This window comes from Methylophaga sp. F-2 (genome assembly GCF_056859315.1).
The window spans coordinates 220,058-234,099 of sequence record NZ_JBSXOF010000018.1 but is presented as its reverse complement, the minus strand read 5'-3'; the positions used below and the strand labels follow the sequence as shown (position 1 = coordinate 234,099).

12 protein-coding genes and 2 riboswitches are annotated in these 14,042 nt (G+C 38.1%); of the genes, 10 read left to right on the top strand and 2 right to left on the bottom strand.

From position 1 onward, the window contains the following. Positions 1-19 precede the first annotated feature (19 nt). Positions 20-1,057, bottom strand: a complete 1,038-nt coding sequence (locus tag AC13DA_RS08125; protein WP_482945889.1) for an acyltransferase family protein — start codon at positions 1,055-1,057, stop codon at positions 20-22. A gap of 176 nt (positions 1,058-1,233) precedes the next feature. On the opposite strand from AC13DA_RS08125, the gene AC13DA_RS08120 reads away from it, so the two are divergent. From AC13DA_RS08120 to AC13DA_RS08075, 10 genes are all read left to right on the top strand, one after another. Beyond that, positions 1,234-2,643 carry an undecaprenyl-phosphate glucose phosphotransferase gene (locus tag AC13DA_RS08120; protein WP_417542104.1) on the top strand — a complete coding sequence of 470 codons (1,410 nt, stop codon included), beginning with the start codon at positions 1,234-1,236 and terminating at the stop codon, positions 2,641-2,643. A 230-nt stretch (positions 2,644-2,873) separates the two neighbouring features. Continuing rightward, a riboswitch (cyclic di-GMP riboswitch) is annotated at positions 2,874-2,959 on the top strand. Between the two features lie 37 nt (positions 2,960-2,996). Further along, positions 2,997-3,485, top strand: a complete 489-nt coding sequence (locus AC13DA_RS08115; RefSeq protein ID WP_482945888.1) for a hypothetical protein — start codon at positions 2,997-2,999, stop codon at positions 3,483-3,485. Positions 3,486-3,669: 184 nt separating this feature from the next. Further along, a riboswitch (cyclic di-GMP riboswitch) is annotated at positions 3,670-3,748 on the top strand. A gap of 35 nt (positions 3,749-3,783) precedes the next feature. Then, the gene (locus AC13DA_RS08110; protein WP_284723065.1) at positions 3,784-4,302 is read left to right on the top strand and encodes a hypothetical protein; all 519 of its coding nucleotides are present in this window, start codon (positions 3,784-3,786) and stop codon (positions 4,300-4,302) included. 129 nt (positions 4,303-4,431) lie between these two features. Then, positions 4,432-4,983, top strand: a complete 552-nt coding sequence (locus AC13DA_RS08105) for a polysaccharide biosynthesis/export family protein (RefSeq protein WP_482945887.1) — start codon at positions 4,432-4,434, stop codon at positions 4,981-4,983. A gap of 18 nt (positions 4,984-5,001) precedes the next feature. Then, positions 5,002-6,192, top strand: coding sequence for a hypothetical protein (locus tag AC13DA_RS08100; protein WP_482945886.1), 1,191 nt, complete (start codon positions 5,002-5,004; stop codon positions 6,190-6,192). Between the two features lie 24 nt (positions 6,193-6,216). After that, positions 6,217-7,977: a Wzz/FepE/Etk N-terminal domain-containing protein gene (locus tag AC13DA_RS08095; RefSeq protein WP_482945885.1), complete on the top strand. Its 1,761-nt coding sequence runs from the start codon at positions 6,217-6,219 to the stop codon at positions 7,975-7,977. Positions 7,978-8,010: 33 nt separating this feature from the next. Further along, positions 8,011-8,853 (top strand): CpsD/CapB family tyrosine-protein kinase, encoded by an 843-nt coding sequence (locus AC13DA_RS08090; RefSeq protein ID WP_007146587.1) that lies wholly within the window; start codon positions 8,011-8,013, stop codon positions 8,851-8,853. Positions 8,854-8,856: 3 nt separating this feature from the next. Beyond that, the gene (locus AC13DA_RS08085) at positions 8,857-9,747 is read left to right on the top strand and encodes an ExeA family protein (protein ID WP_007146586.1); all 891 of its coding nucleotides are present in this window, start codon (positions 8,857-8,859) and stop codon (positions 9,745-9,747) included. Between the two features lie 225 nt (positions 9,748-9,972). After that, a complete protein-coding gene (locus AC13DA_RS08080) occupies positions 9,973-11,001 on the top strand; it encodes a glycosyltransferase family 2 protein (RefSeq protein ID WP_482945884.1) in 1,029 nt (342 codons plus the stop codon). A 117-nt stretch (positions 11,002-11,118) separates the two neighbouring features. Continuing rightward, positions 11,119-13,047, top strand: coding sequence for a hypothetical protein (locus tag AC13DA_RS08075; RefSeq protein WP_482945883.1), 1,929 nt, complete (start codon positions 11,119-11,121; stop codon positions 13,045-13,047). A 75-nt stretch (positions 13,048-13,122) separates the two neighbouring features. On the opposite strand, the gene AC13DA_RS08070 is transcribed toward AC13DA_RS08075, so the two are convergent. Then, positions 13,123-14,034, bottom strand: a complete 912-nt coding sequence (locus AC13DA_RS08070; RefSeq protein WP_482945882.1) for a glycosyltransferase family 2 protein — start codon at positions 14,032-14,034, stop codon at positions 13,123-13,125. Positions 14,035-14,042: the final 8 nt, after the last annotated feature.

Below are 14,042 nucleotides of genomic sequence, written 5' to 3'. Positions count from 1 at the left end.
AATTGAGTTAAACCCTGTTTCACCAGACAAATATACCAAAACTCAAACCAATCACTATCATGAGATAAGCGCTGATGGTTATCCATACTCCTCTTGCATGAGAGTAAAATTTTGACCTATGTTTTAAACATTGTTTATCTATCAACAGATACATTATTGCACTAAGTAAATAACCAATTAGGATCGCTAGAACTATACTGTAAAGCGTACCTCTGAAGCCGAAAATACCTGAGATACTGTTAGCAGCAAAGACGCCTATCCAATGGTTTAAATATAGGGGATAGGATATTCCTCCTAAGAATTCCCCGAAATCACTTTTCTCACCTTTAATAGCTAATAATAAAATGAGAGATATAGAAAATGCTGGGGAAAAATATTGATAATTACTATAGATTATTCCAAAAGTACTAGTGACCAAAATAGCAAAAAGAATAAATTTGACGAACGGTTTCTCATAGAAATTACCATATTTGTATGCACAAATCGCAGCAAATACACCAAGAAATATGGGGGCATAAAGATGTTGATGCCAAGCAATGACCGACAATAGTGCCCAAGTGATGGGGTGGCGACCAAATTTGCCAATTAGAACTAGTAAAATTGGTGCAAATAAATAGAACTGTTCTTCAGCATTGACACTCCAAAAATGATTTCCGGTTCCATCCAGAGGCATCATATCTTTGTATTCGAGTAGCTGCGGCGGTCCAAAGATATTATAGACAAAGGTGAGTTTGTATAGGATGAACTCAAACCATTTAATATTAACCGGATCTTTTAATAGACTAACAAGAATGATTAGTGATAGAGCAGCAAAATAAGGAATCCATATTCTGATTGCTCTATTGAAATAAAATCGAGGTAAGTCTTCCGTTTTACTTCTCAGTAAAATCCCCCCTATCAACCAACCACTCAAAGCAAAGAAAACATCAACAGCGATACTTCCACTTGGATCCCAATTGATTAGGCCATCATGGTAAAACATTACGATACTTGCAGCGATAAATCTTACATAGTCAAAATACGGATAATATGTTTTAAGTTTGGGATTTGTTCTCATTTATAAGTTCTTTATACTGTAATGATATGGAAGATGTAACTCGTCTAATAGTATTTAGATAAACAATTAGATGATACAACAAGTGACCAGCCAGAAAAGATTCAATATTTTGATATCAATACTCTGACGTAATTACTGTATTATTGCCAGCAGAATCTGGAATTGGAAAGGAACAAATGGCTCAAGGCAGGATCAGACAATACGATGCAAAAATTAATGCGATATCACGCCTGATTGATAGTGGCATTATCCTGCTTACCTTTTTGGCCTTATTTGATATTTTTAAGGCGGGATGGGATGTCCTTTACATATGGAGCCTCTTATTCGCTATTTTATTGTTTAATTTCTTTGCCGAATCTCAAGATGCCTATCGTTCATGGCGAGGTACTGCATTGCGAGAAGAAGTCTCGGCAGTTATGTTTTCATGGTTTACCAGTGTTTTCATTCTAGTAATGATTGATATCTTTTTCATTCACTCTGGTAGTTATCTTGATAGCTTTGTTTTTTTATGGTTTTTATTGACGCCAATTGAATTAATTTCCTGGCATGCCATTGTAAGAACATCATTGGCAATCCTCCGTGCACGTGGTGTAAATACCAGAAACGTTGCTATCGTTGGTGAAACAACATTAGGTAAACGCCTGGAGCGTGCATTTAATGAAATGGACTGGTCAGGATTCAGATTGGTCGGTTATTACGATGACCGATCACAAAAACGTGTTGAAACAGAGCCTAACTTAGTCGTCACCAACAAAAACGTGGGTGACTTCAACCAGCTGATTGAAGACTGTAAAGCAGGCAAAGTGGATACGGTATACATTACCCTTGCTATGTCAGCCGAGCATAGAATACGGCATATAACTGAGCTATTGGCAGATAGCACGGCATCAGTATACTTAGTACCAGACTTGTTCACGTTCAATCTTCTCAATTCACGTTGGGTGGATTATCAGGGCATCACGGCTATTTCAGTTTATGAAACGCCCTTTGCTGGTATCGACAGTATATTGAAACGATTAGAGGATATTATTCTCAGTATTATTATCCTGGCAATTATCGCTATACCCATGTTAATTATTGCAGCTGGGGTGAAGTTCACATCTAAAGGTCCTGTATTTTTCAAACAGACACGTTATGGCGTGGATGGTGAAAAAATTAAAGTATGGAAATTCCGTACAATGACTGTCACGGAAGATGGTGAAAAGGTCACACAAGCTCAGAAGAATGACAGCCGAATTACCCCTTTTGGTGGTTTCCTGCGTAGAACGTCTCTTGACGAGCTTCCACAATTTTTTAATTCTCTGGGTGGGTCGATGTCCATCGTTGGTCCACGGCCACATGCTGTAGCACATAATGAGCAATATCGTGCACAGATTCAGGGATATATGCTGAGACATAAAGTTAAACCGGGCATTACCGGATTAGCACAAATTAATGGTTTTAGAGGGGAAACAGATACGTTGGATAAAATGCAGGGACGTGTGCATTATGATCTCAAATATATTCAGAACTGGTCGCTATTACTAGATCTTGAGATTATTTTTTTAACACTGTTCAAAGGGTTTGTCGGTAAAAACGCCTACTAATTGTCTGTTTAGTTTTAATTAGTAATGTTACTTACTAAATATACTTGTTACTTACCTTGAGACACAGTATCATATCCATACTGTTAAGGTATCGGTGTAAAGCATATACACTAGATAATACTAGTTATCTTAAATATCTTAATAGCAATCAGAACAATAGACATCAACGGTGATGGCTTTGTAGCAAGATCATAATATGGTCTTACACAATGTCGGCGTGTTTGATGTTGTGTAATTAAAGCCAAACTCGCTGTGAGGCGGGGTCGGAAAGCCACAGATCTTTAAATCTACATTTAAAGATGGCTGGGTTGCATTGCTTGTTTTTTCGAATTCTTATGCATAAGGAAATTATTATGAAAAAAGCGATGCTATTTATCGTAGCTTTATTGTTTTCAGTAAGTGTTAACGCAGCGACGTTATCTCTGACTGAAGCTGGTTCAACTATCGCAAGTCAAAGTGCTGATGTTACCTCTGGGTCTGTTGTGTTAGGTAGTGGTACTGTTTCTTCAAAAAGTACTTGGAGTTCAGCATTTTCACTCACAACTGATACAGATACACCTGTTGTAATCGCATGGTCATTTAACCCTGCAATTAAAGGTGCAACATTAGTTTTTGGTACATTGGGTGACACTGTGTCATATGCAATTACTGAAGACTTCAGCTTCACAGCTATGTTGACAGCAGGTACTAGCTACATCCTGAGTATCATTGATGCGACATCAGGCGTAGTTAAATATGACGTTTCAGTATCTGCAGTACCTGTTCCAGCTGCATTATTCTTGTTTGCCCCTGCTTTATTAGGCTTTTTGGGTCTGCGTAGAAAAACAGCTGTTGCAGCATAAAAACAATGTTTTTGATAAAAAAGGGAGCTTAGGCTCCCTTTTTTATATCCATTAGCGAATTGATTTTAAATTCCAATAGCAAAATTGTACCAAGGTACAATAGACACGGGTGGACAATGCTCCATATCATTCACTCATCTGAAAAAGTCAGATAGGTGATTATCATATCTTATGGATATGGTAATTTAACAAAAGCCAAACTCGTCGTGAGGCGGGGTCGGAAAGCCACAGATCTTTAATTTAAAGATGGCTGGGTTGCATTGCTTGTTTTTTCAACTTATGCATAAGGAAGTTTATTATGAAAAAGGCGATGCTATTTTTAGTAGCTCTCATGTTTTCGGTTGGTGTCAATGCTGCAACATTGACTCTTACTGGTATCGGATCAAGTGGCGCAACACAATCTGTTGATGTAAATAACAACAGTACTGTACTCGCTGGTGGTACTGTAGGTGAGGTTGGTAACTGGTATTCACAATTTGATCTTACCTCTGATACAGCTACCAACGTGAAAATTGAATGGTCTTTCAATCCATTCACAGCTTTAACAGGCGCAACAGTAAAATTCGGAGAAATCACCGGCCCTAACGGCAGTTACTTACCAGGTGCACAAACCTTTGTTATCACTGGTGATTTTAGTTTCACTGCATTTTTAGCTGCGAACGTTTTCTACGGTTTAGATATTATTGATGCTGCATCTAACATTTTGAAATATGATGTATCAGTATCTGCTGTACCAGTACCAGCCGCATTATTCTTGTTTGCTCCGGCCTTATTAGGTTTCTTAGGGCTTAGAAGAAAATCAGCAGTTGCTGCATAAGAACTAAGATTTAAGTTAACAGTAACTTAACTGTTACAAATTGAAAGGGAGCAAAAGCTCCCTTTTTTTTTGAAAAATAGAGTGTTAATATCAATTTTGAATGTTAATTATAGATAAGGATTTTCCCTCATGCTTAAGCGCTTCCTTGTACTTTTTGTTGCACTTTTTTCTCTATTTTCTTCAACGACGTTTGCTGCAGAACGCTATTTATTGAATTCAGGCGACGTCTTAGACATTTCAGTATGGAATGAAGAGTCTTTGCAAAAACAAGTAACGGTCCTGCCTGATGGAGTTATCACCTTTCCTTTAGCAGGCGAAGTTGTCGCTAAAGAAAAAACGGTGGCAGAAGTTGAAGAAGAATTAACTAAAAAACTCAGTGAATACCTGGCAGATCCGGTTGTTACGGTCTCTGTCACAAATGTTGAAGGTAATAGAGTTCATATTTTAGGGAAAGTACTCAACCCAGGCTCTTTTGTGATGAATCAACCGTTAGACGCCATGCAAGCGCTAAGTTTAGCCGGTGGTTTATCGCCTTATGCAGAAGAAAACAACATTATCGTGCTTCGCAGAGATGGGGCTAAGCAACAAGTCTTACCCGTGAAATATGCAGAGATAAAAAAAGGCAAAGCACTAAATACCAACATTACATTGGAAAGTGGCGACGTTATTATCGTACCTTAAGCAAAATAGCCGAGACACATGTCCATGAGAAAATATATTCCGCTATTATTGCCTTGCCTGCTGATAAATACAGCATCAGCAGCAGAATGGGTATTTAATGCACAGGCTGATCCTAAGTTTAAATATGACGATAATGAGCTACTTCGTGAAGATAGATTAGATGATTTCAGTTTAAATATTGATCCTACACTAAGCTTAACGCGATCATTAGAAAACTCAACATCAGAAGTTCGTTTAGGTTATAGAATAAGCAGATATCAAGATCTAAAAGACCTCGATAAAGAAAATCCCTTCGCCAGTTTTAGTACCTCTTATGCTAATGAGAGAAGTACCTATGGTCTCAATTTAAATTATGCAGAACGTGAATCACGCGATATTGCAGAAGAAGATACGGCCGATTTTAGTAACACATCCACCACAATTACGAAAAGTATCTCGCCATCATATAGCTACAGATTGACGGAATTAGACACAATAAGTTCTAGCTTCTCATACCAAACTCGAAAACAGTCAGATTCAGGAAGCAATAACACTATACTGGGTTCATCGTCTAACCTAACAGATAATGAAACGGCTAGTCTTAACCTGGCCTGGCAACATCAATATACAGAACGGTTAAACGCGGGTTTGTCAGTCAGTTATGTTAACTATCAAGCTGAGTCTGACAGACTGGATAATGAATACGACTCTTACTCATTAGGACTCACAAGTGAATATCAATTGTCTGAACTTTGGTCAGTAAATGGTTTATTGGGTGCACGTTATTTGGATAGCGAAAATAACCCTGCAATTGGTCCGCAAACATCTGATCAAAGTTCAGGTTTAAATTACTCAATCAGTACAACAAGAGAAGATGAGTTAAATAGTTACACATTTTCAGCAAGTCGCTCATTAACGCCATCAAGTGAAGGTGATGTAAATGAACAGGATGCCTATACGTTCACATATCGGAGGAGCTTTACCGAGAAAGTTTCTGGAAGTTTATCAGCAAGCTATCGTAAATATCGCAGCGCCGATGATTTAGATAGTACAGAGACAAAATACATTGATTTTTCACCCAGTCTATCGTGGAAACTAGCTGAAGACTGGGCACTTGTTTTTTCATACCGATATCGTAGTGTTGATGAGTCAGATGGCAAGGATGTCGACAGCAATGCGCTTTCATTCAACATCGACTACAATTGGGATGGAATTCGTTTTTCTCGCTAAATCTACAGCAAAGAGCAATAATAAATGGAAGAAGAAGTAAAAGGCTTAGGGGATTATCTTAATCTTCTCTGGCGCAGGAAGATTTGGGTTATTATTCCTGCTACGTTGTTAGCCATAGCGACATTTATAGTGGTATTTTCACTCCCTGCCACCTATAAATCTCAGGGCACCATCCTGATTGAATCACAAGAAATTCCAAATGATTTAGTTCGTTCAACCGTCACAAGTTATGCTGACCAACGTATCGAAGTCATCAAACAACGATTGATGACGACTTCCAGAGTGATGGAGATGGTCAGTAAATATGATCTATACAGGCCTGAACGTCAAAAAACGGCAGCTACTTCTACTATTGTAGAGTTGTTTAAGTCCAATGTCAGTGTGGATTTAGTCCAGGCGAATGTTACTGATCCAGTGAGTGGTCGTGCTAAAAGAGCCAGTATCGCTTTTACCGTCTCGTTTATGGATAAATCGCCCCAAAAAGCACAACAGGTCGCGAATGAGCTGGTTACTGAGTTTTTGAATGAAAACGTCAAAGCCCGAACAGATCGTGCGGCAGAAACGAAAGACTTCCTGAAAGAAGAAGGGGATAAGTTTCAGGCAAAGGTGCGTGAACTGGAAAAACAAATTGCAGAATTTAAAGACCGCTACAGTGGCAGCTTACCAGAGTTATTACAGTACAACCTTTCAATGATTCAAAGATTAGGAGATGAACAAACCTCCAATCAAAACGAAATATTACTATTAAAAGATCAAATCACGACTCTGAGTTTGCAACTTTCAACTGTCCCGATGTATTTGCCTTTAGGTGTGACAGCAAGCAGTTCGAATGAACCAAGCAGTTCTGAAGTGAGGCTAGAACAATTAAGAATTGAATATAGCACCTTATTATCAAAGTATGAGCCAACTCATCCTGATGTGGTAAGAGTCAAGCGACAAATTGATGCGTTAGAAAAAGAATTAGGTGTCACGGGCAATGATGCTCAAGTGATTCAGACTGAATTAGAACAGGCTAAAACGGAGTTGAATACTCTAAGTGAAAAATATGCTGATAGTCATCCTGATATAAAAGCGCAAAAAAATAAAATTGCCAGTCTTGAGGAGCGCCTTAAAAAAGCAGATAGTCAGCCTGCTGAAACAAAATCATCTAATGACCGATTGAACCCAGCCTATGTACAGCTTAAGTCAAAAATTGACTCTACTGAGAATGAGGTGTCTAGGCTTCGTAGCAGGCAAGAAGAAATTAAAACCAAACTGGCCGAGTTTGAGCGTCGGGTATCTGAAACATACCAAGTACAACGCGCTTATGATGAGCTGACACGTGATCATGAGAATACTGTCGCAAAATATCGTGAGTTACGCTCTAAGCAGTTACAGGCTGAGCTGGCTCAAAATCTTGAGTCTGAAAATAAAGGTGAAAGCTTTACCTTGATTGAACCTCCTGCGGTTCCATCAAAAGCCGAAAAGCCCAACAGACCAAAATTGTTAGTGTTGGGATTAGGCGCATCAGTAGGTGTAGGGCTTGGGTTGGCATTTTTAGTTGAGATGTTTTTTGGTGGTGTCAGAGGCTACACACAGGTGGCCCATATAGTGGGGAAATCGCCACTTGTTGTGATTCCGATGATTACGACCACCAGAGAGCTTGCTCGTAGGAAAACATTAAGAAACCGCTGGATTATAGTGGCTATCATCCTCACGATAATTTCAATCATTGCAATACATTTTTATGTCATTAATCTCGAAGTGCTCTGGTATCGGTTGATGCGTAAAGTCAGCTTGCTGTAATCGTGACGTTATACTTCTGAGTAGGAAATAAGAATGGATAGAATTCAAAAAGCCTTAGATAAAGCCAAGCAGAAGCATGCGGGGATCGAGGTCGAACCAGATAACACAGTCATTCAAACGGAGACACAGGAAAAGACATCTTTTCCCGAAGATCCGCTAGCGCCACCTCTACAGAATATTGAATATACGCAAACAAAAGTCGTTAAAACGCCTCAAAGTGTTTTAGAAAACAATAGAGTCATCGCTGGACATTACAATAATCCACAATCCGCTGTCTTCAGGATGTTGCGTACCCAGGTTTTGCAGAAAATGCGTCAGAATGATTGGCAGACAATAGCCATTACTTCCCCCACTGCGGGAGAGGGTAAATCATTGGTTTCAGCTAACCTTGCTGTAGCAATTGCCATGGAGTTAAACCAGACAGTCTTGCTGGTAGATATGGATTTAAGAAATCCTTCCATTGCCAGCTATTTTGGCTTAAATGTGGAAGCGGGCTTAAAAGAATACCTGGAAGACGATTTGTACCTCCATCATGTTCTGGTCAACCCTGGAATAGAAAGACTGGTTATCCTACCTGGTATGGGAAGGGCTGAAGACTCTGCCGAGTTATTGTCCAGTCCGAAAATGGCCTCGTTAGTGAAAGATATTAAGTCACAATACAATTCACGTTTGATTATTTTTGATGTACCCCCTCTATTACAAACGGATGATGTATTAATGTCCTCAAACTATTTTGACTGCACATTGTTAGTACTGGAAGACGGTAAAAACAATGAAGAGAACATCAAAAAGTCATTGCAGCTTTTAGAGGGCACGCACCTAGTCGGTACTGTTCTTAACAAGGCAGAAACACATCCAACCCATCAGAATTATTGATTCATGTATACAGAACATTTTGGTCTGAACTTCAAGCCATTTAACCTGGTACCCGACCCTAAGTTTTTATATCTTAGCCCAGTACATAAAAAAGCTCTGACCATGTTGGAATATGGCTTGATGAGTCAGGCTGGCTTTACTGTGGTCACCGGTGAAATTGGTGCAGGGAAAACAACCTTAGTGCGCTCCTTGTTAAACAAATTGGATGACGAATATCTCATTGGGCTGATCAATAATACCAGTGAGTCTTTCGGACAATTAATGGAATGGGTGCTTGATGCTCTGGAGATCCCCTCATCTGCTACTGATAACGCCGGGCGTTATCGTGACTATGTCGACTTTGTTATTGAACAACACGCTAAAGGTAAAAAAATTGTTCTGATCGTTGATGAAGCACAAAACCTATCGGTTAAAGCACTAGAAGAGCTAAGGCTACTATCAAATGTGAATATCGATGCTGATATTTTTATGCAATTGGTATTAACGGGCCAGCCTGAGCTCAGTGATAAATTAAACCTACCTGAACTTGAACAGTTCGCACAGAGAATTGGTGTTGAGTATCACTTGAGAGCTTTAAGTTATCCTGAAACGCAAAAATATATTGAGCATAGGATGGAAGTTGCTGGCGCTGATCACAAAATTTTTACCAATGAAGCCTGTGCTGCCATTTTTTGTTATAGCGAAGGTGTTCCAAGACGTATTAATAACTTATGTGATTTTGCTTTGGTCTATGCATTTGCTGACGACTCTAAAGAGGTGAACGTCAATACGGTGATTGACATGATCAAAGACAAGCGATCATCTACGATTATTAAAATGAAAGAAAGCCAAAACCCTGATGTTAAACGTGTTCGTAGTTGGCTTTTAGAGCTTTACAATATACATTTAGTCTAATGTCTGACCATGTGTGAAATAGATCACATATAACAGTAACTAAGCACGATAAATTATCACTGTAGTTAAAAAAACTTTCTGCCCCCCAGAGAGTTTTTTAGCCCGGTGGTGACACCGGGCTTTTTTTGAATTGAAGCTCGAACTTAATATCCATTATGTGATGGTGAGATTATTAATAACCAGTTTTATTTTTACAATAAGAACTTCTTTGCGGATATATAAATAATGCTTCAAGTCGACATTGGCGTTTTTGTTCATAACGAAGAGAAAAATATTATTCGGATGATTCATGAGTTATCTGAACAAGATATTTTAGAAGATAAGCATTTTTCTGTACGTGTTACTTTCTTGGCAAATGGCTGTAACGATAATTCTGTTCCAATAGCGATTAACTTAATTGAAAAGCTTGGTTTGAATGAAACCCTTCAAGTATTAAATTTTGACGAGGGAGGGAAGTCCAGAACTTGGAATAAATTTGTACATGAAGTAAGCAGAAAAGATAGTGACTATCTCATCTTTGCTGATTGTGATATCTATTTTACCCGAAGTGATGTTCTGTCAGCACTTGTTAGAAAGCTCGAGTCTGATAGTGAATTAAAAGCAGTCAGTAGTCGACCAGTAAAAGATCTTGCTATAACAGAGCAGCATTTATCCCTGCTTGATAAAATTATTTTATCTTCCGGGGGAGCTTTAAATGACTGGCGACACTCAATTTGTGGTCAGTTGTACATTACAAAGGCTATTGTGGCAAAAAGTGTTTATATGCCAATCGGTTTGCCTGTTGAAGATGGATATATGAGAGCAATGATCCTCACTGATGGATTAAAGGCCGAAGAAGACACAACAAAGATTGATGGTGATGAAAATATTTTTCATGTTTACGAGTCAGAGAGAACAATAGGAGCTCTCATAAAACATCAATCAAGAATCGTTATTGGCAGTGCTATCAATGCTGTTATATATAAACACCTTAGATCGTTTAAAGCTTCTGAAAGACAAGAAATATTAAAACAAGCAAGTATGGATGAGCTTTGGCTGCAATCGCTAATTAAATCTGAATTACCAACTTGGCCATTTGCGTGGGTGCCTTTTTCTTTTTTAACCAAAAGATTACGCCGAGCTTTGGAACAACCGACGCTTATAAATACTCCAAAAAAAATAATAACGCTCTTATTCGGACTTATATTCGATGCCGTGGTTTATTTTCTTTCTCAGTATAAAATGGCCAGGGGCAATGGTGTTGGATATTGGTAAAGATTTGTTATTAAAAGTGTCGATAGGATCACTAATTTTTATTGTTGATACACATAATATTGACGATAAGCTTAGTACTCAATCACTGAGTCAAGCAATGTAGTGTGGGGGGGAATTATGAAACACTATCTTACAACAGTTTTTGTTATTACTTTATTAGCCTTATCATCACCAAGTTTTGCGACTGACTATTATGTCTGTGATTCTGGTGGAGACGATGGTAACTTTGGAACAACGGTCGACAAACCATTTAAAACTTTTAGTAAAGCTTCCGAAATTATTCGTTTAAAAATGAAGGGAGGCGATACCTTATCCTTTTGTCGCGGGGGTAAGTTCGAAGTTACTGAGTATAAACCATTTGACTTATATAAGGTGTCAGCTGATATTCCCGGGGAAATAAAAGATTATTATCCACCGGGTTCTAGTACTGAGGCTCCGCTGCCTATCATTTACAATAACTCAGGTGGTGCACTTTATTTTGGTAACAGAAATTATGAAAAACCTAATGGAGGTATCATTGTAAGAAATTTATATTTATTAGGTAATGGTGATGGCGTTGGAGTCTTCTTCTATAATGGCTTTACTGATGCTGTTTTTGATAACGTGATTATTGATGGTTTTAGCGTTGGATTCAGTTTAGGGGGAGGAAGCAGACTCAGTAATAATATAATAATAAAAAATTCACAAATATTAAATAATCACTTACAAGGTTTGCTGGGCGGAGCTAACAACCTAAGTTTGATAAATAATCAATTTGTGAATAATGGCTTTGGCGGCGCTAAAGAATCTTTCCTTTATCATAATATCTATTTGAATGATCCTTCAGCAACTTTAGAGCCAATCCAACAAATAAAAAATGTCAAGATCATTGATAATTATCTCACTCAGTCTGCTATGGATAATGGTCAGTGTGGCGGTGCTTCTTTAGCTATTCACGGACGCGTCGACAATATAATTATCAAAGGTAATGTTGTTGAGGAAGGTGTCGGTAAGGCTAATAAATATTGCTATGGTATTGGCCTGGGTACTGGATATTCGCGAGGTGAGTACTTTAGAAATGCTGTAGTCGAAGATAATATAATAAAAAATGTCGGTGGCATAGGTCTGGCTGGCGGGGCTATCCAGAACTCAGTCTTCAGGAATAATGACATCATTGATGAAGGCGGAGCTGTATTATACGGAATAGCCGTGCCAGATAAGCCTGATAAATTGCCTGATGCAATTACTGAAAATATTGAAATTACAGGAAATAATGTTGCTCTTTCTAATCCTTCTGGAATCGGTATAAGAATTGGGGGGATAAACCCAATATCAACACTTTCCAACCATATATACATGATTCAAGATAGTGCTGCAAAATGTTTCAAAGATATTGATATTAATAGCATTGTTACTGATTTTTCAGCCAATTCCTGTTTTTTGCAGCAAAGCATTGTGATTAAAGATGCTAATGAACAGAATCTTACTCCTGTTGCTGAAGCAATAGAAAAGACGGTTGAAGAACAAAAAACTTCAGAGCGTACTATTACTAGCGGTCAAGTAAGTAATGTTAGTGATCCAAATGCTAAAGTTAGAATATCTGATTCTTATGATAGGCATAGTCCATCAAACACTGGAACTTCTGGAACGGTTTCTTCAACAATTAGTTCAAGTTCAAGTTCAAGTTCAAGTTCAAGTTCAAGTTCAAGTTCAAGTTCAAGTTCAAGTTCAAGTTCAAGTTCAAGTTCAAGTTCAAGTTCAAGTTCAAGTTCAAGTTCAAGTTCAAGTTCAAGTTCAAGTTCAAGTGATCCATACTCAAGATATAGAGACACTAACAATGTAGAAAGCACAGCAACGGTTTTGTCTAATGAAGTTGAAATAACAACAGAAGAGACAACTCTGAGCCCATCTATAGTAGATGGTCGTTATGACAGAGGGAGTGGGGCAAAAAGCACAATTAAAAGTGTGACGATTGGGGATGTTCTAGAAGCTACAAGAGAAGACAAAGCTGATGTCGATGTTTCTACCTGTAGGGCATATTCTAGAGGTGTATGTCTAATGCGTTAGTTTCTTATGTTTTACCTTGAATAAGATTAGAAAAATGCCCACATGAATTTGTGGGCATTTTTATTTAGTTAATTACTAGAAAGATTCTTTTTCAGTTTTATTCCACGGTTTTTCAGTCACTATAAATAGAATGTAAAGTGGGTCCACCTTTGTTACTTTCACAAGGTGCCAAAAAAACTTTGCAACTTCGTTTGGCCTATATGATAGGTGATAATAGAATGTAGAGAACCAGTATCGGTATCTATGCTTTTTTAGCCTTTTATCTAATAATTTAGATACTTCATAAGAATTTGAGAATTCATTTTTTAACTTTCTTATAAGTTTAAGGGCATAGTAATGTAGTTTTCTTCCATTCTTGGTTATGGAATTCTCAACTGGCCGATATGTTGCGTAACCTCCTTTAGTTCTGACTACTTGACCTTTATTTAGAATAATTCTTATACGTAATATAGAGTCAGCAAAAGCTCTCATCTCCTCATCATAGCCTCCTAATTTTTTTACAGTTGAAGTACGATACATCTCACATGCTGGAAAGGGAGGTGGGGAGAGAAGGAATAGTTCTAATGGGGTGGATGGCTTTTCAGGCCAGTTCGACTTTTTTATTGTGCCGTTAATGCTTGCCGCACTGGTAGAATCAGCACAACTTATATCAATATTTTCGTATTGTTTAAATGTTTTTACATGCTGCTCTATAATGTCATTTGACAGCCAATCATCTGAGTCTAGAAAAACCAGTAGTTCTCCTTTTGATGCCTGAATGCCTCTGTTCCGCGCAGCACTAACCCCAAGGTTTTTTTGTTTTATGAGAGAAATTTTTGGTAAATAGCTTTCGACTACTCTAACCGAGTTATCTGAAGAACCATCATCTATGACGATGATTTCAATATTCTGATATGTTTGTGTCAAACAACTATCTATAGCTTGCGAAATATACTTCTCTCTGTTGTAGCATGGGATAATAATACTGACTAAAGGTAGGTTTTGCATAAGGGAGT

Coding starts and splice junctions, on each gene's coding strand:
- AC13DA_RS08125 (WP_482945889.1), bottom strand. CDS start 1,057: ATGAGAACAAATCCCAAACTTAAAACATATTATCCGTATTTTGACTAT.
- AC13DA_RS08120 (WP_417542104.1), top strand. CDS start 1,234: ATGGCTCAAGGCAGGATCAGACAATACGATGCAAAAATTAATGCGATA.
- AC13DA_RS08115 (WP_482945888.1), top strand. CDS start 2,997: ATGAAAAAAGCGATGCTATTTATCGTAGCTTTATTGTTTTCAGTAAGT.
- AC13DA_RS08110 (WP_284723065.1), top strand. CDS start 3,784: ATGAAAAAGGCGATGCTATTTTTAGTAGCTCTCATGTTTTCGGTTGGT.
- AC13DA_RS08105 (WP_482945887.1), top strand. CDS start 4,432: ATGCTTAAGCGCTTCCTTGTACTTTTTGTTGCACTTTTTTCTCTATTT.
- AC13DA_RS08100 (WP_482945886.1), top strand. CDS start 5,002: ATGTCCATGAGAAAATATATTCCGCTATTATTGCCTTGCCTGCTGATA.
- AC13DA_RS08095 (WP_482945885.1), top strand. CDS start 6,217: ATGGAAGAAGAAGTAAAAGGCTTAGGGGATTATCTTAATCTTCTCTGG.
- AC13DA_RS08090 (WP_007146587.1), top strand. CDS start 8,011: ATGGATAGAATTCAAAAAGCCTTAGATAAAGCCAAGCAGAAGCATGCG.
- AC13DA_RS08085 (WP_007146586.1), top strand. CDS start 8,857: ATGTATACAGAACATTTTGGTCTGAACTTCAAGCCATTTAACCTGGTA.
- AC13DA_RS08080 (WP_482945884.1), top strand. CDS start 9,973: ATGCTTCAAGTCGACATTGGCGTTTTTGTTCATAACGAAGAGAAAAAT.
- AC13DA_RS08075 (WP_482945883.1), top strand. CDS start 11,119: ATGAAACACTATCTTACAACAGTTTTTGTTATTACTTTATTAGCCTTA.
- AC13DA_RS08070 (WP_482945882.1), bottom strand. CDS start 14,034: ATGCAAAACCTACCTTTAGTCAGTATTATTATCCCATGCTACAACAGA.